At 65.8% G+C, this 21,169-nt stretch carries 21 protein-coding genes; 16 read left to right on the top strand and 5 right to left on the bottom strand.

Translation table 11 applies throughout. The features are described 5' to 3' along the window. Positions 1 to 3 precede the first annotated feature (3 nt). Positions 4 to 1,317 carry a M16 family metallopeptidase gene (locus ACUJB0_RS25925; RefSeq protein WP_444847754.1) on the bottom strand — a complete coding sequence of 438 codons (1,314 nt, stop codon included), beginning with the start codon at positions 1,315 to 1,317 and terminating at the stop codon, positions 4 to 6. Between the two features lie 116 nt (positions 1,318 to 1,433). Here ACUJB0_RS25925 and ACUJB0_RS25920 point away from each other — a divergent pair, with 116 nt between their 5' ends. From ACUJB0_RS25920 to ACUJB0_RS25905, 4 genes are read left to right on the top strand one after another with little or no spacing between them, the layout of a single operon-like run. After that, on the top strand, positions 1,434 to 1,913 hold the full coding sequence (locus ACUJB0_RS25920; RefSeq protein WP_117009770.1) for an acyl-CoA thioesterase: 480 nt from the start codon (positions 1,434 to 1,436) through the stop codon (positions 1,911 to 1,913). Between the two features lie 9 nt (positions 1,914 to 1,922). Continuing rightward, positions 1,923 to 2,201: a KTSC domain-containing protein gene (locus ACUJB0_RS25915; protein ID WP_444847753.1), complete on the top strand. Its 279-nt coding sequence runs from the start codon at positions 1,923 to 1,925 to the stop codon at positions 2,199 to 2,201. A 26-nt stretch (positions 2,202 to 2,227) separates the two neighbouring features. Then, a complete protein-coding gene (locus ACUJB0_RS25910; RefSeq protein ID WP_444847752.1) occupies positions 2,228 to 2,716 on the top strand; it encodes an SET domain-containing protein in 489 nt (162 codons plus the stop codon). Positions 2,717 to 2,718: 2 nt separating this feature from the next. Next, complete coding sequence (locus tag ACUJB0_RS25905) at positions 2,719 to 3,186, top strand: hypothetical protein (RefSeq protein ID WP_444847751.1); 468 nt, start codon at positions 2,719 to 2,721, stop codon at positions 3,184 to 3,186. Here the strand turns inward: ACUJB0_RS25905 and ACUJB0_RS25900 are convergent. Then, the gene (locus ACUJB0_RS25900; RefSeq protein ID WP_444847750.1) at positions 3,173 to 6,025 is read right to left on the bottom strand and encodes a bifunctional diguanylate cyclase/phosphodiesterase; all 2,853 of its coding nucleotides are present in this window, start codon (positions 6,023 to 6,025) and stop codon (positions 3,173 to 3,175) included. The two genes, ACUJB0_RS25905 and ACUJB0_RS25900, sit on opposite strands and share 14 nt — an antisense overlap. A 116-nt stretch (positions 6,026 to 6,141) precedes the next feature. Continuing rightward, on the bottom strand, positions 6,142 to 6,897 hold the full coding sequence (locus ACUJB0_RS25895) for a spermine/spermidine synthase domain-containing protein (RefSeq protein WP_506737538.1): 756 nt from the start codon (positions 6,895 to 6,897) through the stop codon (positions 6,142 to 6,144). 144 nt (positions 6,898 to 7,041) lie between these two features. On the opposite strand from ACUJB0_RS25895, the gene ACUJB0_RS25890 reads away from it, so the two are divergent. The 9 genes from ACUJB0_RS25890 to fdhD all read left to right on the top strand — a co-directional run bounded on the left by ACUJB0_RS25890 (position 7,042) and on the right by fdhD (position 16,298). Beyond that, positions 7,042 to 7,317, top strand: coding sequence for a hypothetical protein (locus ACUJB0_RS25890; protein WP_028819676.1), 276 nt, complete (start codon positions 7,042 to 7,044; stop codon positions 7,315 to 7,317). A 13-nt stretch (positions 7,318 to 7,330) separates the two neighbouring features. Continuing rightward, a complete protein-coding gene (locus ACUJB0_RS25885) occupies positions 7,331 to 8,500 on the top strand; it encodes a GGDEF domain-containing protein (RefSeq protein ID WP_444847749.1) in 1,170 nt (389 codons plus the stop codon). 123 nt (positions 8,501 to 8,623) lie between these two features. Then, on the top strand, positions 8,624 to 10,078 hold the full coding sequence (locus tag ACUJB0_RS25880; protein ID WP_444847748.1) for a Ppx/GppA phosphatase family protein: 1,455 nt from the start codon (positions 8,624 to 8,626) through the stop codon (positions 10,076 to 10,078). A gap of 15 nt (positions 10,079 to 10,093) precedes the next feature. Then, complete coding sequence (locus ACUJB0_RS25875; protein ID WP_444847747.1) at positions 10,094 to 10,879, top strand: substrate-binding periplasmic protein; 786 nt, start codon at positions 10,094 to 10,096, stop codon at positions 10,877 to 10,879. Between the two features lie 16 nt (positions 10,880 to 10,895). Continuing rightward, positions 10,896 to 13,523: an ATP-binding protein gene (locus ACUJB0_RS25870; RefSeq protein WP_444847746.1), complete on the top strand. Its 2,628-nt coding sequence runs from the start codon at positions 10,896 to 10,898 to the stop codon at positions 13,521 to 13,523. After that, positions 13,520 to 13,897: a response regulator gene (locus tag ACUJB0_RS25865; protein ID WP_161090839.1), complete on the top strand. Its 378-nt coding sequence runs from the start codon at positions 13,520 to 13,522 to the stop codon at positions 13,895 to 13,897. The genes ACUJB0_RS25870 and ACUJB0_RS25865 overlap by 4 nt, the downstream gene beginning before the upstream one ends. Before the next feature lie 63 nt (positions 13,898 to 13,960). Next, positions 13,961 to 14,545, top strand: coding sequence for a hypothetical protein (locus ACUJB0_RS25860; RefSeq protein ID WP_444847745.1), 585 nt, complete (start codon positions 13,961 to 13,963; stop codon positions 14,543 to 14,545). Between the two features lie 107 nt (positions 14,546 to 14,652). Continuing rightward, complete coding sequence (locus ACUJB0_RS25855; RefSeq protein WP_176361763.1) at positions 14,653 to 15,426, top strand: GNAT family N-acetyltransferase; 774 nt, start codon at positions 14,653 to 14,655, stop codon at positions 15,424 to 15,426. 53 nt (positions 15,427 to 15,479) lie between these two features. Continuing rightward, the gene (gene fdhD / locus ACUJB0_RS25850; protein ID WP_444847744.1) at positions 15,480 to 16,298 is read left to right on the top strand and encodes a formate dehydrogenase accessory sulfurtransferase FdhD; all 819 of its coding nucleotides are present in this window, start codon (positions 15,480 to 15,482) and stop codon (positions 16,296 to 16,298) included. On the opposite strand, the gene ACUJB0_RS25845 is transcribed toward fdhD, so the two are convergent. Then, a complete protein-coding gene (locus ACUJB0_RS25845; protein ID WP_444847743.1) occupies positions 16,299 to 18,620 on the bottom strand; it encodes an FdhF/YdeP family oxidoreductase in 2,322 nt (773 codons plus the stop codon). A 71-nt stretch (positions 18,621 to 18,691) separates the two neighbouring features. Between ACUJB0_RS25845 and ACUJB0_RS25840 the strand changes: the two genes are divergently transcribed. Next, positions 18,692 to 18,949, top strand: a complete 258-nt coding sequence (locus ACUJB0_RS25840) for an ArsR family transcriptional regulator (protein WP_444847742.1) — start codon at positions 18,692 to 18,694, stop codon at positions 18,947 to 18,949. On the opposite strand, the gene ACUJB0_RS25835 is transcribed toward ACUJB0_RS25840, so the two are convergent. Continuing rightward, positions 18,946 to 19,920 (bottom strand): PEP-CTERM sorting domain-containing protein, encoded by a 975-nt coding sequence (locus tag ACUJB0_RS25835; RefSeq protein WP_444847741.1) that lies wholly within the window; start codon positions 19,918 to 19,920, stop codon positions 18,946 to 18,948. The genes ACUJB0_RS25840 and ACUJB0_RS25835 overlap by 4 nt on opposite strands. A 145-nt stretch (positions 19,921 to 20,065) precedes the next feature. Between ACUJB0_RS25835 and ACUJB0_RS25830 the strand changes: the two genes are divergently transcribed. Continuing rightward, a complete protein-coding gene (locus ACUJB0_RS25830) occupies positions 20,066 to 20,533 on the top strand; it encodes a nuclear transport factor 2 family protein (RefSeq protein ID WP_444847740.1) in 468 nt (155 codons plus the stop codon). A gap of 14 nt (positions 20,534 to 20,547) precedes the next feature. Beyond that, positions 20,548 to 21,120, top strand: a complete 573-nt coding sequence (locus ACUJB0_RS25825; protein WP_444847739.1) for a TetR/AcrR family transcriptional regulator — start codon at positions 20,548 to 20,550, stop codon at positions 21,118 to 21,120. Positions 21,121 to 21,169: the final 49 nt, after the last annotated feature.

Raw genomic sequence — 21,169 nt, 5'->3', positions numbered from 1 at the left:
GTATCAGTCCTCCTTCGCAGCCAGCACGCCGACGGTGCGCTGCGATTTTTTCAGGTATTTGGCGGCGACGGCCTGGATATCGGCCGGCGTCAGTTTTTCGTAGGCGGCCGGGGCGTCGAACATCTTCTTGTAGTCGCCGAAGAACACCTCGTAGTTGCCCAGTTGCTGGGCCTTGCCGTTGATGGTTTCCTGTTCGCGGTACAGGTTCAGCAGCTTCTGGTTCTTCACCTTTTGCAGCTCGTCGGCGGTTACGCCGTTCTTGACCAGGTTGTCGACCTCGGCCAGCAGCGCCTGTTCCAGCTGGGCCGGCGGCGTCTTGGCGGTGGCCACCGCCGACAGGTACAGCAGGCCCGGATCGAAGCCATCCATGCTGCTGGCGCTGACCTGCGTGGCCAGCTGCTGCTCGACCAGCGCCTTGTACAGGCGTGAGGTCTTGCCTTCGCCCAGTATGCTCTGCAGCACTTCCAACGCGTAGTAGTCGGGGCTGTTGGCGGCCGGGACCTTGTAGGCGATCGCCAGGTTGGCCGAGGTGGCCGATTCCTTGGCGACGAACACGCGGCGTTCGCCTTTCTGTTCAGGCTCCACGGTGCGCACGGCGGGCGGCAGCGCGCGCTTCGGAATGCCGCCGAAATATTTGGTGGCCAGCTTCTTCACCTCGTCGGCCTTGACGTCGCCGACGATCACCGACACCGCGTTATTGGGCGCGTAATAGGTGTTGAAGTAGCGCTGCAGGTCTTCCTGGGTCCAGGCCTTGATGTCGGACTCATGGCCGATCACCGGCCACGAATACGGATGGGCCTGGAAGGCGACGCCGTTGACTTCCTCGTGCAGCGCGCGGATGTTCGAGTTCTCCAGCCCGGTGCTGCGCTCGGACAGCACCACGCCGCGCTCGCTGGCGACCATTTTCGGGTCGATCGTCAGGTGGGCGATGCGGTCGCTTTCCAGCGTGAAGATGGTTTCCAACGACGCCGCCGGGAACCAGTCCTGGTACACGGTCAGGTCGTTGCTGGTGTAGGCGTTGTTGGAGCCGCCCTTGGCTTCCATGGTGCGGTCGAACATTTTCGGGCCGAAGTGCTTGGAGCCGTTGAACATCATGTGTTCGAAGAAGTGCGACAGGCCGGTGATGCCGGGCGCCTCATTGCGCGAGCCGACCTTCCAGAACGTGTACATATTGGCGTTGGGGATGGTGTGCGATTCGAGCACGATGAACTTCATGCCATTGGCCAGCGTGAAGGTGTGGACCTCGTCCGCCGTGACGGCGTGGGCGGTGGCGGCCATGCCGAGCATGAGACTGGCGGCCAGGACTTTCCATTTCATGGTTGCTCCTTTTTTCGTGAAGCGCAAAGCATACGATAAAGCTAGTGGTTTTTGATAACTATTTGCGAATGACAAGCTTAGCGGATAGCATGGAGAAAACAACTATGGAGTATGCAATGCAAAAACCGATGAGCTGGACCGCCCACGAACTGAGCATGACCGTCCTGATGACGCCGGACATGGCCAATTTCTCCGGCAACGTCCACGGCGGCACCATCCTGAAATATCTCGACAGCGTGGCCTACGCCTGCGCCAGCCGCTACTCGGGCAGCTACGTGGTGACGCTGTCGGTGGATCAGGTGATGTTCCTGCAGCCGATCCATGTGGGCGAGCTGGTGACCTTCCTGGCGTCGATCAACTACACCGGCCGCACGTCGATGGAGGTGGGCATCCGCGTGGTCACGGAAAACATTCAGCAACGTCTGGTGCGCCACGCGAATAGCTGCTACTTTACGATGGTGGCGGTGGACGAGCACCGCAAGCCGGTCGAGGTGCCGACGCTGGTGCCGGAAACCGAAGAGCAGAAACAGCGCTGGGACCAGGCCCTGCTGCGCAAGCAGGCGCGCCAGATGGTCCACGGAGCGCGCAAGGCCTGAGGAGGCGGTATGGAAATGAAACGCATCAACGCCGGCAAGCTGCGCGCCATCGGATATGATGCGCGCGAGCGCATGCTGCGCGTGGAGTTCGACGATGGCGTCGCCATCGACTACTCGGGCGTGGGCAACGAGGTGTGGCGCAAGCTGTCGACCTCGGCTGCCGCGTGGAGCTACTATCGCGACAATATCGAAGACGAATTCAGCGGCCGGCGCGGCGTGGTGCGCAAGCCCACCAGCCGCGCCGAGCTGGAAGACCTGTTCAAGCCGCCCGGCGGCGATGCCAACTGAGCCGACCTATGTTGACTGAAAATGTAATGGAAAGTCCGGCGGTGCTGTCCGACCAGCCGGCGTACATCGTCAAGACCTCGCCGGTGCACGGGCGGGGCGTGTTCGCCAATCGCGACATCGCGGTCAGCGAATGCGTGATCGAATACACGGGCCGCGAGATCACCTGGCCCGAGGCGCTGGAACGCGCGGCCGCGCAGGACATGCCGCACAACCACACCTTCTTCTTCAGCCTGGCCAACGGCAACGTCATCGACGGCGGCGATGAGGGCAACGAGGCGCGCTTCATCAACCACTCGTGCGAGCCCAACTGCCAGGCCATCGAAGACGAGGGCCGCATCTACATCTACGCGCTGCACGACATCAAATGCGGCGAGGAGTTGAGCTACTCCTACCCGCTGATCTACGAAGGCCGCCACACGCCGGCGATCAAGCGCTCCTTCGCCTGCCGCTGCGGCGCACCCGGCTGCACCGGCACCATGCTGGCGCCCAAGAAGCGGCGCCGCAAGCTGGCCTGAAAATGAAGAGCCTTATTTATGGCTTCTTGTTCCTATTTGCGACCAATATATCGGCGCGCGAAATTGTTTTGAAACGTGTTTATGCGGACAAAGCTGGAAATATTCACGCGGTCACCCGGGATGGGAAGGATAGGCAGCTAACCCGCGGCGGGCGAACCACCCGGGCGGAATTGTCGAAAGATGGCCGCACTGCGGCGTGGCTGGTAGAGAATACGTGGACTGCGGAAGGCGACTCAGGGCCAGGGGCTAGCCGTCTCACCGTCTACCGCGACGGTAACCTCCGATCTATCGAATGCCAGCCGTTTATACGTGACTATTGGTTTTGGGAAGATGGGGAAAAGGTCGGGATAGATTGTGGAGGAAGGCACTTCGCCGGGACATTGATTCTCTACGACGTTCGCAGCGGGAAGAAGATTGAGTCTGTCTTCCAGCAGGATGGAGAACTTCCCGTGTGGGCTAACCCTTATTAGCAATCAAACGCGGCAGATTCCTGCCCTCCGTCAGCATCTGCCCGAAGGCCTCGGCCGGCACCGCCCGGCTGAAGTAATAGCCCTGGATCTCGTCGCAGCCGTGCAGCCGCAGGTAGTCCAGCTGGGCTGCGGTTTCCACGCCCTCGGCGATCACGCGCAGCTTGAGGTTGTGCGCCAGCGCGATAATGGATACCACGATGGCCGCCTCGTCGCCGTCGCCGATGTCGCTGACGAAGGAGCGGTCTATCTTCAGCACGTCGATCGGGAACCTGCGCAGGTAGGAAAAGCTCGAATACCCGGTGCCGAAATCGTCGATCGACAACGCCAGCCCCAGCGCCTTCAACTTGTGCAGCAGCTCCACCGCCAGCGCCACGTCGTGCATGAACAAGCCCTCGGTGAGCTCGATGTCCAGACAGGACGGCGGCAGGCCGGTCCGCTCCAGCACCTCGGTGATCGAGGCAAGCAGGTTCGGCTCGCCGAACTGGCGCGGCGACAGGTTGACCGCGATCCGCAACGGCCCGAAGCCCGCGTCCTGCCACGCCTTGGCCTGCGCGCACGCCACCCGCAGCACCCAGGCGCCGATCGGCACGATCAGCCCGGTCTCCTCGGCCAGCCCGATGAAGCGGTCGGGCGCCACCATGCCCAGCTCGGGATGGCGCCAGCGTATCAGCGCCTCCATGCCGACGATGCGGCCGCTGCCGAGGTCCACCTGCGGCTGGTAGTGCAGCACGAACTCGTCGCGCTCCAGCGCGCTGCGCAGCGCGGTCTCGATGCGCACCCGCTCCAGCGCCTCCTCGTTCATGGCCGGCTGGTAGAACTGCGTGTTGTTGCGGCCCAGTTTCTTGGCGCGGTACATGGCGATGTCGGCATGCTCGATCAGGCGCTGCGCCGGCATGCCGTCCGGGTCGTACACCGCCACGCCGATCGAGCAGGTGACGAAGAACTCCTTCCCCTCCAGCAGCACCGGCTGCGCCACCGCCCGCATGATGCGCTGCGTGACGTCCAGCGACAACGCCTCGTCCGGGTATTCGGTCAGGATGGCGACGAACTCGTCGCCGGACAGCCGCGCCACGGTGTCGCTCTCGCGCACGCTGTCCTGCAGGCGCAGGGCCACGGTCTTGAGCAACTGGTCGCCGGCCTTGTGCCCCAGGCTGTCGTTGACGAACTTGAAGCGGTCCAGGTCGATCAGCATGACCCACAGCGGGTTGCCGCTGCGGTTGGCGAAGGCGGCCGCCTGCGTCAGCCGGTCCTGCAGCAGCACGCGGTTGGGCAGGCCGGTCAGCACGTCGTGGTGGGCGATGTGGTGGATGCGCTGCTCGGACTGCTTGCGCTCGGTGATGTCGGTGCCGGTGCCGCGATAGCCCTTGAACACGCCGTCGTGGTCGAACAAGGGCTCGCCGCTGATGCTGAACCAGTGCTGCTGGCCGTCGGTGCCGGCCAGCGCGTATTCGAAATTGAGGAAGGGCAGGTGGGCTTGCAGCAGCGCGATGTGGTCCTGGCCCCAGCGCGCCTGCCGCATCTCGGGATGGTGTTCCCAGCGCGTCTTGCCCATGAAATGGTCCGGGTCCTGCTTGCCCTTGTCGAAGAAGCCGCCGGTGATGCTGGTGAAGCGGAATTGCTCGTCCTGCTCCCAGTACCAGTCCGATGACAGCGCCAGCAGGCGGCGGAAGCGCAGCTCGCTTTCCTGCAGCGCCTGCTCGGTGCGCGCGCGGGCCGCCACGTCTTCGTTCAGGCGCTCGTTGCTGAGCTGGAGCGCGCGGGTGCGCTCGTCCACCAGCCGCTGCACGCGCACCGAGCGCCGCGCCAGCGAATTGACGAAGGCCGCCGTCAGCAGCGAGAACAGCAGCCCGCCCAGCAGCGTGGACAGCGAACCCAGGTGATTGGCCAGGAAGGGGCGCGGCAGCGGCGTCACCTGCACGTGCCAGGCCTTGCCGGCCGCGCTGAAGGTGCGGGTGTAGACGTCGTGGTAGTCGAACGCCAGCCAGCGCTGCAGCGGCTTGGCCGCCACCGCCTGTCCGACCGGCTGGCCCAGGCTGTAGATCAGGTTGTCCGGCCGGACATCGTCGCCCACGTACACCCGCACCACCAGCGAGCTGTCGTCCAGCAGGCCGGCGCCGTGCAATATCTTCTGGATCAAGTCGGTGGAGCGGATGACGGCGCCGGTGCTGCCTATCCACGCCGCGCGCCGTTGTTCGGCCGTGGCGGTCTGCGCGCCCGGCCGGTAGACCGGCATCAGCAACACGAAGCCTTTCTGGTTGCCCCGTTCCTGCGCCAGCCTCAGCAGCGGCGTGGCCAGCGTGGTGCCGGCCGCCACCGCCTGGTTGACGGTGTTGGACATCGGCCCCAGCGACATCACGTCCAGCCCGAACGCCGCCTCGTTGCCGTGCATCGGTTCCAGATAATCGACGATGGCGTGCCGGGGCCGCGACGACAGCGGCAGGCGGCCGCCGTCGAACATGGCGTAGCCGGGATAGCGCTCGCGCAGCGCGGCCTCGTGGCGGCGCGCCTCCTCGTCGGTCAGCACGCGGTGGAAATTGAAAGCTTGCACAAAAGGATAGCGCGCCAGCAGCGGCCGGGTGAAGTCGCCGAACTGCTCGCGGCTGACCGGGCCCACCGACTTGAATAGGTCGTTGATGATGGTGACCAGCTCGAGCGTGTCGTCCAGGCCGCTGCGGATGGCGGCCGCGCGCGCCTGGGCGCGTTGCTGGAAAGCGAGCTCCATCTTGCCGTATTCCAGCGCGCTGACGGCCACGAACAGCATGCCCGTCACTGCCAGTCCGGTGACCAGCGTCAGCATGGCGGCCAGCGAGATCGGCGGCGACTTGGAAAACAGCGGCATGCGGCGCTTTCGGGGTATGGACGGCAGGGCAGGCGGATGAGCCTAGTGTGGCATAACTCATGCTCCCAGGACAGTCATTGGCCCCTGGATTGTCTTATACAAGCCACGTTTTCAGGCTAGTCCGCGCCGGAGCGCTCATGGTTCCAGCGCAGCCGCAGCACGATCCAGTGCGCCAGCAGGCGGTTGAGCAGGGCGAAGCCCAGGCCGTGGCTGCGCGCCACCTTCTGCTGCATGGCCAGCGCCGGCGACGGCTTGCCGCCCTTGACCGCGAACAGGATGCGGTTGTTGCCGGCGATGCCACGGAACCAGCAGATGCGGCCCTGGAAAGTCTCGCGCAAGCGCCGCAGCATGGGCCCGTACTGCGGATCGTAGCTGAAGATATTGGCCACCATCACGCCGCCGGGCCGCAGCGCGCGCCGGCAGTCGGCGTAGAAGCTGGCGCTGCCCAGAGCCGGCGGCAGGCCGTCGGCGTCGAAGCCGTCCACCAGCAGCACGTCGGCCGCGCCGCTGAGCGTGGGCATGTAGGCGGCCGCGTCGGCCTGGATGATGCGGAAGCGGGCGTTGTCGCGCGGGATGGCGAACTGCTCTCGCAGCGCGATCACGTCGGCGCGCAGCTCCAGCACGGTGATGCGGCTGTGCGGCAGGTAGCGGTAACAGAACTTGGCCAGCGAACCGCCGCCCAGCCCGACCATGACGATGTGCTCGGGCCTGGGGTGGAACAGCACGAAGCACATCATGGCGCGCGCATAGCTGAGCACCAGGTCGTCCGGCCGCGACAGCCGCATCTCGCTCTGGATCATGCCGGGCTGGAATTCCAGCGAACGTTTGTCGCCGCGCGTGTGCACTTGCGGCCGGTGGGAAGACTGGGTCAAGGGGCGTATTGTGGATTTACGGGGGCGTTTTATAGTAGCATGCCGGCCAGTAAGCCACATTGCATTTACAGAAGCAACAATTGTAGGTACATTGGCGATAGCACAGGCCAGCCCCTTCCGGCGGCCCCCATGGAGAACGAGACGATGTTTTTAGACCACCCTACGCTGACCGCCACCAACAGTTTCACCGAGCCAGACCGCCTGGAGCGCCTGACCCGCGTCTACGGCTACGTGGTGGCGCTGGCCGACATGGCCGGCAAGCAGGCCTTCATCGAGAAAGTCAGCCAGCTGCACGACCACAAGGGCACGCTGATCGTGTTCTGGCACGACGCGCCGACCGAGGACGAAAAAGCATACTTCGCCCAGGCCTGGGCCAGCAAGATGGGCGACGGCAGCACCAACGTCGAGCACGAGGTCTGACCCGCCGCAGGTCATGGATATAAAAACCCTGGTACTGGCGCTGGCGCTGGGCAATCTGAGCCTGTGCGCGGCGCTGTTCTTTTATGAGCAGGAGCGCCGCCGAGCCGGCCTGGCGCCGGCCAGTTCCACCTGGGGCATGGCCAAGCAGTGCCAGGCCTTGGCCTGGGCCCTGCTGTACCTGCGCGGCACGCTGCCGGACTTCCTGACCATCCCGATCGCCAACGGCGTGCTGTTCGCCGGTTTCGCGCTGGACGCCTCCGCGTTGTGGGAGCAGGCCGGCCGCCGCGTGTGGCGGCGCTACCTGCTGCCGGCGCTGGGCGCGGCCACCGGCGTGTTCACCGGCGCCTGGCTGCTGGAACTGCCGCCCGCCGATCGCATCGCCATCGGCTCGCTGGTGATCGGCCTGTTTACCATCGCCGGCGCCGCCGCGCTGGGCCGGGGCTGGAGCGCCGGCACGCTGCTGCGTCGTTACCTGGTGCTGTCCTCGCTGCTGCTGGCGCTGGCCGTGATCGCGCGCGGCCTGCTGACGCTGCTGATGCCGGAGGGCTGGGGCTGGGTCAGCCCGGCCATCGTCCAGGGCGTGGGCATCGGCGCGCTGTACCTGATGATGATCAACAGCGCCTTCGCCTACCTGCTGCTGGGCCGTGAACAGCAACTGGCCGAACTGGCCCGGCTGGAGGTGGTCGACGCGCTGACCGACGTGCCCAACCGGCGCGGCTTCTACCAGACGCTGACGCCGTGGATCGCGCTGGCGCGCCGTCCCGGCATGCCGACCGCGCTGATCATCCTCAACCTCGATCACTTCAAGCGCGTCAACGACAGCTACGGCCATCCGGTGGGCGACCAGGTGCTCAAGGCCATGGTCGACGTCTGCAAGAAGCAGCTGCGCGACAGCGATTTGATGGGCCGCCTGGGTGGCGCCGAATTCGCCATCCAGCTGCCGCGCACCTCGCAGGAGGACGCGCTGATGGTGGCCGAGCGTATCCGCAACGCGGTCGCCGCGCTGCCGGTCAAGGCCGGGAAGGCCGTCATCAACATGACCGCCAGCCTGGGCGTGACCACCATCCGCGCCGACGACACCACCATCAGCCTGTTCAAGCGCGCCGACGAGGCGCTGCAGGCGGCCAAGCAGGCGGGCCGCAACCGCGTGGCCGAGGCGCAGGCGGGCACGCTGCCTGCCTGAATAGCCACACCACTGTCATCAGCCGGTAACAAACTGCGCTTATCGTGATTATAATCATGTAAATCGTTTAGTTTGATTCACCCGCGAGCCTTCGTTGCCGTGTGCCGAGAGAGGCTTCCAAATATGTACGCAGCAGTAGATCTGGGTTCCAACAGTTTTCGCCTCCACATCGGCAAGCATGACGGGGAGGCGATCCGCGTCCTGAAATCCGTGCGCGAACCGATCCGCCTGGCCGCGGGCCTGGACGAACAGGGCAACCTGACCCCCGCCGCCATGCAAACCGCGCTGGCCTGCCTGAAGAACTTCCGCGCCGTGCTGGCCGCCTACCGCCTCGATGGCGTGCGCGTGGTCGCCACGTCGGCCATGCGCGTGGCGCGCAATTCCGCCGCCTTCCTGCCGGAGGCCGAACTGGCCATCGGTTATCCGATCGAGATCATCTCCGGCGAGGAGGAGGGGCGCCTGATCTACATGGGCGTGGCCAACGCGCTGGCGCTGCCGGGCGAACGGCGGCTGGTGATCGACATCGGTGGCGGCTCCACCGAACTGATACTGGGACGCGGCCAGGAAATCGAGCAGGTCGAATCGTTCAGCGTGGGCACGGTCAAGCAAAGCCTGTCGTTCTTCATCGGCGGCCGGGTCGACGCGCCGTCGTTCGAGGCGGCCATCCTGTCGGCGCGCAGCCATTTCGAGGACGCCGCGCCGCCTTACCATCCGCAGTTCTGGAAGCAGTGCTACGGCTCGTCCGGCACCGCCCGCACCATCGCCGACATCATCGTCAAGAACGGCATCGGGCGCGAAGTCAACGCCGAGACCCTCAGCGCCCTCAAACAGCGCTTCATCGAATTCGGCCACGTCAGCCGGATCGAGATGGCGGGCCTGCGTCCCGACCGCGCCGCCACCATCATCGGCGGCCTGGCGATCCTGATTGGCCTGGTGCGCGAGCTCGATATCCCGGTGGTGCAGCCGATCGAGGCCGGCCTGCGCATGGGCGTGATGTGGGACCTGCACCTGCGCTCGACCAAGCGTGACCGCCGCGAGCAATCGGTGCAGGCCTGCCTGCTCAAGTTCCATTGCGACGAACGGCGCGCCAACCGCGTGGCCGACGACGCGCTGGCCCTGTACGCGCAGACCAAGCCGTCCAGCGACCAGTACACGCGCCATTTGTACTGGAGCGCGCTGCTGCACGAGATGGGCATGGTGGTGTCGCACACCGGCTACCACAAGCACGCCGCCTACATGATCGAGAACGCCGACCTGCCGGGCTTCACCTCGCGCGAGCAGAAGACCATGGCCCGCATGATCGCCGCGCACAAGGGCAACCTGCGCAAGGTGGTCGACGCGCTGGCGGAGCCGGATTTCACCAAGGCGGTGGTGGCGCTGCGGCTGGCGGTGCTGTTCATGCACTCGCGGCTGGACATCGACTTCACCCTGATCAAGCTGCGCATGAAGAGCCGCATCGAGCTGGAAATCCGCCGCGAATGGATAGGCGACCATCCGACCCTGTCCTACTGGCTGGAGAAGGAGCAGGAGCAGTGGGATGAAGTTGGGGTAGACTTCAGCATACGCACTATCGGCTGAGCGCCAGGGAGGTCTATGAGGAAGCACGCCATACATCGCAGCTGCGCCGGCGCGCTGTTGGCGCTGTCGTTGCTGTCTCCGGCCGCCGGCGCCGCCGGCAAGGAGACGGTCGTCCTGTGCTTCGAGCAGCAGGACGTCCCGCCGTGGCGCACGAAGCAGGGTGGCGGCCTCAATTTCGCGCTGCTGAAGATGGTCGAGCAGCAGCTCGACATCCGCTTCGATTACCAGGCCGTCCCGTGGAAGCGCTGCCTGGCCGAGCTCAAATCCAACACCGTCGACGGCGCCTTCGCCGTCAGCTACAAGCCGGATCGGCGCGAGCTGGGCGAATATCCCGGCGGCCAGCAGATCGACGCCAGCAAACGCATGCACATTGATAGCTACATGGTGGTGCGCCGAAAAGGCAGCAAGGTGGAATGGGACGGCAAGAGCTTCCACAACCTCGATGGCGCCATCGGTTTCCAGCTTGGCTATTCGGTGGGCGACGTGCTGCGCGCGCAGAACGTCGAGGTGGACGAGGGCAGCCAGCGCGCCGACGAACTGGCGCGCAAGCTGATCGCCGGGCGCGTGGCGGCGGCGGCCATCGGCGGCAGCGACGCCAACGGCTTGATGCACGGCCCGCTGGCGCCGCAGCTGGAGGAACTGCCGATCCCCATCATCGAAAAACCGTACTTTCTGATCCTGTCGCACGGCATGGTGGCGTCGCGCCCGCAGCTGGCGGAGCGCATCTGGCGCGCGATCGAGGAAGCCCGCAACAGCGCGGCCTACCGCAAGCTGGAAGCGGCCGAGGGAGTGCGCCATTGATACGCGGGGCCCTGCGTTGAGCGGCGGCCCGCTGGCGCGCCTGCGCGGCGCGTGGCGCCGCAACATCCTGCTGCGGCTGGGGTTCGGGATCTTCGTCTCGGTGACGCTGTCGACCGCCATCTACACTACCTACGTGCTGCAGACGCTCAAGAGCGAGGCCGAACAGAACCTGCGCGAACGCGCCGAGCGGCTGGCGGCGGTGTTGTCGCAGGCGCTGGCGCGGCCGCTGTTCGACATCAACAGCGCGGCCGTCTCCAGCGTGGTCGACGCCTCCGGCGCCACGCCGGAAGTGTTGGTGCTGCGGGTGCTGGCGCCCAACGGCGCGGAGCTGGCCAGCTACGTCTCGCCGCTGCGCGAGCCGGTGGCCGCGATCAAGGTGCGGCGCGATATCAGCTTCACCGACGTGCGGCGCAGCTATGCGGTCGGCTCGATCGAGCTGGCCTTCTCGCGCCAGCAGATCGACCAGGACCTGCGGCGCCAGCTTTACAACACGGTGGCGGCCAACCTGCTGCTGGCGCTGGGCATCGTGCTGTCGATCTTCATGGTGGGCCGGCGCGCGGCGCGGCCGTTCGCCGACATCCAGGCCGGCCTTGAAAAGCTGACGCGCGGCGAGACCGACATCAAGCTGTCCGGCATCGACCGCGAAGACCAGGTGGGCCGGCTGTCCGGCGCCGTGCTGCGCTTCCGCGACACGCTGACCCGCCTGCGCGACGCCGAATCCGAGCTGCGCGAGTTGAACAGCGACCTGGAACTGCGCATCGCCGCCCGCACCCGGGAAGTGACCACCTCCCTGCGGCAGCTGGGCGACAGCCAGGCCAAGCTTCAGGCCATCCTGGACACGGCGCTCGACGCGGTGGTGCGCATGGACCTGGCCGGCCGCATCGTCGGCTGGAACGCGCAGGCCGAGCGCATCTTCGGCTGGAGCCGCGAGGAGGCGCTGGGACTGGCGCTGGACCAGACCATCATCCCGCCGCGCTACCGCTACGACCACCGGCGCGGCATCCAGCGCTACATGGCCGGCAACGGCCCGGCCCAGGTGCTCGACACGCGCATCGAGGTGGCGGCGCTGCGGCGCGACGGCAGCGAGTTCCCGATCGAGCTGGCGATCACCCACGTCAGGTCGGAAGGGCCGGACAACGTCGAGTTCTGCGCCTTCATCCGCGACATCAGCGACCGCCGCGAGCGCGAACAGAAACTGGTCAACGCCAACATCGCGGCCGAGGCGGCCAACATCGCCAAGTCCGAGTTCCTGGCCAATATGAGCCACGAGATCCGCACGCCGATGAGCGCCGTGATCGGCATGGCCTACCTGGCGCTGCGCACCGAGATGACGCCCAAGCAGTTCGACTACATCAGCAAGATCCACCGCGCGGCCTTGTCGCTGCTGGGGATCATCAACGACATCCTGGATTTCTCCAAGATCGAGGCGGGGCGGCTGGACGTGGAAGCCATCCCGTTCGCGCTGGAGGACGTGCTGGCCCACGTCTCCAGCGTGACCGCGCAGCGCGCCGAGGACAAGCACCTGCGCTACCTGGTCACGACCGCGCCGGGCGTGCCGCGCTACCTGGTGGGCGACCCGCTGCGACTGGGGCAGGTGCTGGTCAACCTGGTCAACAACGCGGTCAAGTTCACCGCCGAGGGCGAGCTGGAACTGCGCTGCGAGCCGGGCGCGGAGCGCGCGCCGGACGGCCAGGCCACGCTGCGCTTCTCGGTGCGCGACACCGGCATCGGCATGACGCAGCAGCAGAAGGCCAAGCTGTTCCGCGCCTTCAGCCAGGCCAACGGCTCGACCACGCGCCACTACGGCGGCACCGGCCTGGGGCTGTCGATCTCGCAGCAGCTGGTGCGGCTGATGGGCGGGCGCATCGACGTCGAGAGCGAGCCGGACTCTGGGTCGACTTTCCATTTCGAGCTGCGGTTCGCGCTGTCCGACGCGGCGGCGGTGTCGGTGCAGGCGGCCGTGCACCAGGGACCGGTGGGCGACCTGACCTTGCAGGCGTCGCCGCGCCGCGCGGCGCGCGTGCTGCTGGCGGAGGACAGCGCCGACAACCAGGATGTGATGGTGGAGCTGCTGGAGCTGCAGGGCATCGTGGTCGACGTGGCGGGCAACGGCCGCGAGGCGCTGGACCTGCTGCGGGCCGCCGGCCCGGACGCGTATGACCTGGTGCTGATGGACCTGGGCATGCCGCTGATGGACGGCCACGAAGCCACGCGGCTGCTGCGCCAGGACAGCCGCTTCAACGAGCTGCCGGTGATCGCCGTGACCTCGCACGCGCTGGCCGGCGTGCAGGCGCAGTGCATGGACGAGGGCATGCAGGACTTCATCACCAAGCCGGTCGATCCGCAGCGCCTGTATGGCGCGCTGTCGCGCTGGCTGGGATTGTCGATGAAGGCGCTGCCGCCGGTGCCGCCGCGCGCGGAACCGGGCATCGTCGACGCGCGCCAGGCGCTGGCCGAGTTGCGCGCGCTGCTGGCGGAGTTCAGCGGCGACAGCGTGGATTATTTCGGCAGCGTGCGCGCCTCGCTGGCGACCCTGCTGCCGGCGGCGGCGATGACCCGCCTGGCCAATCACATGGCGCATTACGAATTCGAGGCCGCCGGCACGCTGCTGGCGGCGGTCGCACAGGAACAGGAGAACCCATGAACGTCAAAGCCAACCGCCCCACGATACTGATCGTCGACGACACGCCGGACAACATCACGCTGCTGGCCAATCTGTTGAAGGACAAATACAACACCAAGGTCGCCACCAGCGGCGCGACGGCGCTGCAGATCGTCGCCGCCTCGCCGGTGGACCTGATCCTGCTCGACATCATGATGCCTGAGATGGACGGCTTCGAGACCTGCCGCCGCCTGAAGGCCGATCCCCACAGCAGCGGCATACCGGTGCTGTTCCTGACCGCCAAAAGCCTGGCCGAGGACGAGGCCATGGGGCTCAGCCTGGGGGCCGTGGATTTCCTGCGCAAGCCCGTCAACCCCGATGTTTTGTTTGCCCGCGTTGCCTTGCATTTGCGCTAAAACAAGCAAAAACATCATAAATGATATATATTGTTTATATTGTTGAATAATTGTGGAGTTAGTATGAACAAAACCGTCAATGGCCTCCTGAATGGGAAAGCCCCCGCGCTGCCGAAGAAACCGGCCGTGAAACCAGTCGCCAAGGCTGCCGCCAAGCCGGTGGCCAAGGCCACCGTGAAGCCCGTGGCAGCCAAGCCGGCCGCCGCGAAAGCCGCACCGAAGGCCGCCGCCAAGCCAGCGGTCAAGGCAGCGCCGAAGGCTGCACCTAAGGCAGCGCCCAAGGCCGCACCTAAAGCCGCGGTCAAGGCAGCACCTAAGGCAGCACCTAAGGCCGCCGCCAAGCCAGCGCCTAAAGCAGCCGTCAAGGCCGCGCCGAAGGCAGTGGTGGCCAAGCCGGCCCCGGTGGAAGCCGTCAAGGATAAAACCCGCAAGGAAAAGCTGGTGCGCGACAGCTTCACCATGCCGGAAGCGGAATACGCGGTGCTCGGCCAGGTCAAGAAAGCCTGCCTGAAAGCCGGTTTCGAGATCAAAAAGAGCGAATTGTTGCGCATCGGCGTCGCCCTGATCAGCCAGATCGACCTTGCCACGCTGCAAAATGTGTTGTCCGGCCTGCCGCAACTGAAGACCGGCCGTCCAAAAAAAGACTAAATAAAAAACAACACTTCGGCCCATGTCACGGAACTGACACCACGATGTCATTTTCTTGAAGTATTCGACCGTTACGCTTGCTTCGTTCCCCACAGAAAGGATGAAGCATGCAAACTTCGATCATACAAGCCGACGTGCGAGCAGCGTCCGGTAAGCTGGTACTCAGTATGGCAAGCACACCGGAAGAGCTGCGCGAGGTTCAGCGTTTGCGCTACAAGGTGTTCATCGAAACGATGGGATTGAGTTCGCTGGTCCGCGAGGATGGCCTGGACAGCGACGAATTCGACGAACACTGCGATCACCTGATCGTGCGTGATTCGAGCACGCTCAAGGTGGTGGGCACCTACCGCCTGCTGAGCGCCGCGCGTGCGCGCAAGCTGGGACGCGTCTACTCCGAGGGCGAGTTCGACCTGGGCCGCCTGAACAACCTGCGTGGCCGCATGGTCGAAGCGGGCCGCGCCTGCATTCATCCAGACTACCGTGGCGGCAGCGTCATCATGCTGCTGTGGTCCGGCCTGGCCGAATACATGCGCCGCGAGAACTGCGACTATCTGGCCGGCTGCGCCAGCATCAGCCTGGCCGATGGCGGCCACAATGCGGTCGCCGTCTACCAGTCGCTGGTTGGCGCCCACCTGGCGCCGTCCGAATACCGCGTTACCCCGCACCTGCCGTTCCCGTTCTCGAAACTGGAAGCCGCGCAGAAGCCGCAAGTGCCGCCGCTGTTGAAGGGTTACGTGCGTTCGGGCGCCTGGATCTGCGGCGAACCGGCATGGGATCCTGATTTCGAAAGCGCCGACCTGTTCCTGCTGCTGCCGCTGGCGAACCTGGACGGCCGCTACGCACGCCACTACGGCGTGGCCGGCGAACCACTCGCCGCGTGATGTGACCGCGCCCCGTGTAGAATAAGCCGTTGTGCTTATTCAGCGGGGCAGGGATGAAGTTTGAGACAGAGACGGAACGATCTGGATTGCAGGAGCGCTCCGTGCTGCGCCGGCGCGGCACCGCGCCGCAGGACGCCGCTCGCGGCACCGACCGCGTCGCCGAGGAAATGCCGGTGGCGCTGGTCTTCAATGGCATCTCGCACGCCGTCATGATGGTCACCCCGCGCGAGCTGGAAGCGTTCGCGCTAGGTTTCGCGCTCACCGAGGGACTGGTGAGCAAGGCCGCCGACGTATTCGATATCGAACAGCGCGAACATGCGCGCAGCTTCGAGGTCGCCCTCACCATCGCCCAGGAAGAATTCATGCAGCTCAAGCAGCAGCGCCGTTCGATGGCGGGCCGCAGCGGTTGCGGCGTGTGCGGCGTCGAGAGCCTGGAACTGCTCGATCTGCAGCCCGCGCGCATCGGCGCGGCGGCGCTGCATGATGCGGACACGCTGCCGCCGGCCATCGCCCGCGCGGCGGCGGAGCTGGGCAAGCACCAGGAGCTGATGCAGGCCACCGGCGGGGTACACGCCGCCGCCTGGTGCGACGCCGACGGCGCCGTGCTGCGGGTGTGCGAGGACGTGGGCCGCCACAACGCGCTCGATAAGCTGATCGGCCACCTGGCGCGCGACGGCGTGGACATGCGGCGCGGTTTCGTCTTCATGTCCAGCCGCGCCAGTTATGAGCTGGTGCGCAAGGCGGCGCGCATGCACATCCCGATGCTGGCGACTATCTCCGCCCCCAGCACGCTGGCCATCGATATCGCCGTCGAAGCGGGCGTCAAGCTGGTGAGCTTCTGCCGCCAGGACGGCTGCGTCGAATATACCTAGCTATTCCGCCGACGACTGCTCGGCCGACAGGTGCAGCAGCACCGGGATCGATTTCGAGGTCGGGGTGCCGGCGCCGTCGGCGGTGCTGTGCAGCGGAACCAGGCCGTTCGTCTCGGGGAAGTAGGAACCCAGGCAGCCGCGCGGGATGTCGTATTCCACCAGCAGGAAGCGCTCGGCGCGGCGCTCCACGCCGTCGTCCCACACGCTGACGATGTCCACCCACTGGCCGTTGCGCATGCCCAGCATCTCCAGGTCGGCGCGGTTGATGAACACCACGCGGCGCAGGCCGTACACGCCGCGATAGCGGTCGTCCATGCCGTAGATGGTGGTGTTGTACTGGTCGTGCGAGCGCGCCGTCATCAGCGTCATCAAGCGCTCGCCGTGCAGGGCGCGGGCGCGGTGGATGGGCGTGTCGGTGTCGACCGCGCGCGGCAGGAACTGCGCCTTGCCGCTGGCGGTGCGCCATTCGCGCTCGCGCGAGGCCACCCGCAGGTGGAAGCCGCCCGGCTTGGCCACGCGCGCGTTGAAGTCGTGGAAGTCGTCGAAGACCTGCTCGATAATGTCGCGGATGCGGGCGTAGTCGCTGCCCAGCGCGAGCCAGTCCACCTTGCCGCTGCCCAGCGTGGCGTGCGCCATGCGGGCGGTGATCATGGTCTCGGACAGCAGGTTGTCCGAGGCCGGCTGGTTCATGCCGTAGGACAGATGGACCATGCTCATTGAATCCTCCACCGTCACGCCCTGCGGCACGCCGGCCTGCATGTCGATCTCGGTGCGGCCCAGTGTCGGCAGGATCAGCGCGTCGTTGCCGTGCACCAGATGGCTGCGATTCAGCTTGGTGGCCACGTGCACCGTCAGGTCGCAGGCGCGCAGCGCGTCGAAGGTCAGCGGCGTGTCCGGCGTGGCCATGGCGAAGTTGCCACCCATGCCGAAGAAGACCTTCACCTTCCCGTCCAACATGGCCTGGATGCTTTCCACCGTGTCGTAGCCGTGCGCGCGCGGCGGCTCGAACGCGAACACCTTCTGCATGCGGTCGAGGAAGGCCTTGGTGGGCTTCTCCTCGATGCCCATGGTGCGGTCGCCCTGCACGTTGGAGTGGCCGCGCACCGGGCACAGGCCGGCGCCGAGGCGGCCTATATGCCCGCGCATCATCATCAGGTTGGACAGCATCTGGATCGTCGCCACCGCGCCCTTGTGCTGGGTCAGGCCCATGCCCCAGGTGCTGATCACCCGTTTGCCCTTGATGTAGACCTCCGCCAGCGCCTCGATCTGCGCGCGCGGCACGCCCGATTCGGCCAGCAGCTGGTCCCAATCCTGGGCGCGCAGGTCCTGCTCGAAGGCTTCGTAGCCGGTGGTGTGGGCGGCGATGAAGTCGCGGTCCAGCAGGCTGGCCTGGCCGGCGGCCAGCGCCGCGTCGTCGCGTTCCACCAGGCGCTTGGCGATGGCCTTGATCAGCGCGAAGTCGCCGCCCAGTTTGGGCTGCACGAACATGCTGCTGATTTCCGTGCTGGCGTTGGTCAGCATCTCCATCGGATGCGAGGGGCTGGTGAAGCGTTCCAGCCCGCGCTCGCGCAGCGGGTTGATGGAGACGATGGTGGCGCCGCGTTTGGCGCAGTCGCGCAGTTCGCCCAGCATGCGCGGGTGGTTGGTGGCCGGGTTCTGGCCGAAGATCAGCAGCGTGTCGGCGTGCTCGAAGTCCTCCAGCGTCACCGTGCCCTTGCCGGTGCCGACGGTGCCCGGCAGGCCGCGGCTGGTCGGCTCGTGGCACATGTTCGAGCAGTCGGGGAAGTTGTTGGTGCCGTACATGCGCACGAACAGCTGGAACAGGAAGGCCGCCTCGTTGCCGGTGCGGCCGGAGACGTAGAACGTGGCCTGGTTCGGATCGGGCAGCGCCTTCAGGTGGCGCGCGATCAGCGCGAAGGCGTCGTCCCACGCGATGGGCAGGTATTTGTCGCTGGCGCTGTCGTAGACCATCGGGTCGGTCAGGCGGCCGTGTTGTTCGAGCTGGTAGTCGGATTGCGCCAGCAGTTCGGTCACGGTGTGGGCGGCGAAGAAGTCGGGCCGTACGCGCTTGCTGGTGGCTTCGGCCGCGACGGCCTTGACGCCGTTCTCGCAGAATTCGAAGGTGGAGGCGTGCTCGCGGTCCGGCCACGCGCAGCCGGGACAATCGAAACCGTCCGGCTGGTTTTGTTTGAGCAGGGTCTTGTAATTGCCCCCGGCGACCTTCTCGCGTACCAGGTTGATCGCCACCTGCTTCAGCGCGCCCCAGCCGCCGGCCGCGTGTTGATAGGGTTCGATACTTCCTTCGTGTTTCGTCTTCTGCATAGCGTAATCCGGTAAATCGTGTTGAGCGCAGTATAGTGCAGAATACGCCTTTGAGCTGAACGGTAGATTGTATGGATAACGAGGTGATCGCCGCGCTGGTGGGCGTGCTGGAAACGCTGTGGCGCATCGATGCGGAGTGGCCGGACAAGCCATGCACGCTCGCCAAATTGAGCAAGCAATCGGAACGTCCGATGTCGGTGCTGCGGCGCCAATTGACGCTGCTGGCCGATGCCGGCTGGGTCGAGGTGCGGCTGGAGGAGGGCGGCGTCGCCGGCACCGTGCTGCTGACCATTAGCGGCCGGCAGCTGGGGCGGGAGTTGTTCGCTTAAGCCTTCTGCGCGCGCCGGCGGCGCATGGCCAGCAGGCCGGCGCCGGCCAGCAGCATCGCATACGTCGCCGGTTCTGGCACCGGCGCCAGTTGGTAGTGGTACAGCGCCAGGTGCAGGTTGGGATTGGTCAGCGACTGGCCGCTGCGGTCCGGGTCCACCACCTGTTCGATGTACATGTCCAGCGCGCCGTTGGCGCCTTCGCGCAGCGCCAGTCCTTCCATTTCCAGGTCGCCCAAAGGCTGCGGAAGGCGCAGTACCTCCTCCACCGCGCCGGTCAGCAGGTTGCTGCGGTAGATCGATTGGGTGTCATTGTCCGAGGCCATATACAGCCAGTCGCCGATCACCTTCGCGCCCTGGATGCGCGCCAGCGGCGCGGCCAGCGTGATCGTGTGGCTGAAGCTCCAGTCGTCCAGATTGTAGACGTTGATGGTGTTCCCGTTCTGCCATTCCTTGCCGTAGCCGACGCCGCGCCTGGCGTCCACCGCGACCCAACTGGCCAGGTCCTTGTTCGGATTGGCCGGCGTGCCGCCCAGCGCATAGGTCTTGCCGGTGTAGCTCAGGTCCGAGGCGTTGAACAGCGCCACATGCGGCTTGGTGTAGCCGGCCGTGGAGTCGAGCGAGGCGTAGATGATGCCGTTGTGGTAATCGATGTCGCCGATGTGGTTCAGGCCTTGCGCCATCAGCGCGGCCGGGATGCCGGGTTTGAGGCCGCCGGCCAGCGTGAGCGAGGAATTGCGCTGCAGGGAGTCGAAGTTGTCGTCGGCCCGTTCCAGGCCATACTGCCACGAGAAGAACCATTGCTTGCCGTCGGTGGCCATGCCCTGGCTGCGATACAGGCCGGTGAAGGAATCGGGCGCCGGCGTGTGCATGTAGAAGTTGTCGACGCCGGCGAGCTTCCAGTTGTCGGCGGCGTGGGCCGGGACCAACGCGGCGGCGCCCAGCGCGAGTGCCATCAAGGTAGGGATGCGCATGACTGCTCCATTGTTAAATTGGAATGCAGTTATGCTAACAGCCGTTTGTGACGGCTCGGCGACAAAAAACCGCTTGCAATCGTTCAGGGCGAGGACTACACTTCGTTTGTACCGATCGGTACAAACAACATGAAAAGGTAATCAAATGACACGTCCACCTCTCCCTCCGTTCACCCTTGAAACCGCGATCCAGAAAGTCCGCCTGGCCGAAGATGGCTGGAACACGCGCAACCCGGAAAAGGTCTCGCTGGCCTACACCGAGGACTGCCGCTGGCGCAACCGCGCCGAATTCGTCACCGGCCGCGCCGCCATCGTCGGCCTGCTGACGCGCAAATGGACGCGCGAGCTCGAATATCGCCTGATCAAGGAATTGTGGGCATATGAGGGCAACCGCATTGCAGTTCGCTTCGCCTACGAATACCATGACGACTCCGGCCAGTGGTATCGCGCCTACGGCAACGAGAACTGGGAATTCGCCGAAGACGGCTTGATGCGCCACCGCCTGGCCAGCATCAATGAAGCGCCGATCGCGGCGGCCGACCGCAAGTTCCACTGGGACCTGAACGGCCCGCGTCCGGCCGATCATCCGGGCTTGAGCGATTTCGGATTCTAAAAAAGAAAGCAGACATGGCAAGAACGACGGTTGAACGCGGCGATGTGATCCCGCTGCTGGCGGAAGTGTTCCGGACTTACGGCTTCGAAGGCGCGAGCCTGACCCGTATCTCCGAGGGCACCAAGCTGGGCAAGGGCAGCATCTATAACTTTTTCCCCGGCGGTAAAGACGAGATGGCGGATGCCGTGCTGGCCGAGATCGACGGCTGGTTCCGCGATCAGGTGTTCCAGCCGCTGCGCTCCGCCGCCGACGCGGCGCAGGGGATAGAGCGGATGTTCGTCGCGGTCGGCCGTTACTTCGAGTCGGGCCGCAAGGTGTGCCTGGTGGGGGTGTTCGCGCTGGGCCATGAGCGCGACCGTTTCACGCTCAAGGTGCAGGGCTACTTCGCCGAGTGGGTGGCCGCGCTGGCCGACGCGCTGGAACGCGCCGGCCACGACGCCGACACCGCGCAGGCGCTGGCCGAGGATACGGTCGGCGCCATCCAGGGCGCGCTGGTGCTGGCGCGCGCGGCCGGCGAGCCGGAGCTCTTCATGCGCGCGCTGGAGCGCCTGCGGCGGCGCCTGGCCCTGCCATCGCCATCGCCCTGACGGTGAACTGTCTGGCGCCCGGCCGGTCAAACCTGTTTTGGGCGGCCCG

Origin of the sequence: Duganella caerulea (genome assembly GCF_040362985.1) — a bacterium.
GTDB classification, from domain to species: domain Bacteria; phylum Pseudomonadota; class Gammaproteobacteria; order Burkholderiales; family Burkholderiaceae_D; genus Rugamonas; species Rugamonas vulcania.
This window is presented reverse-complemented; position numbering and strand designations above follow the sequence as displayed.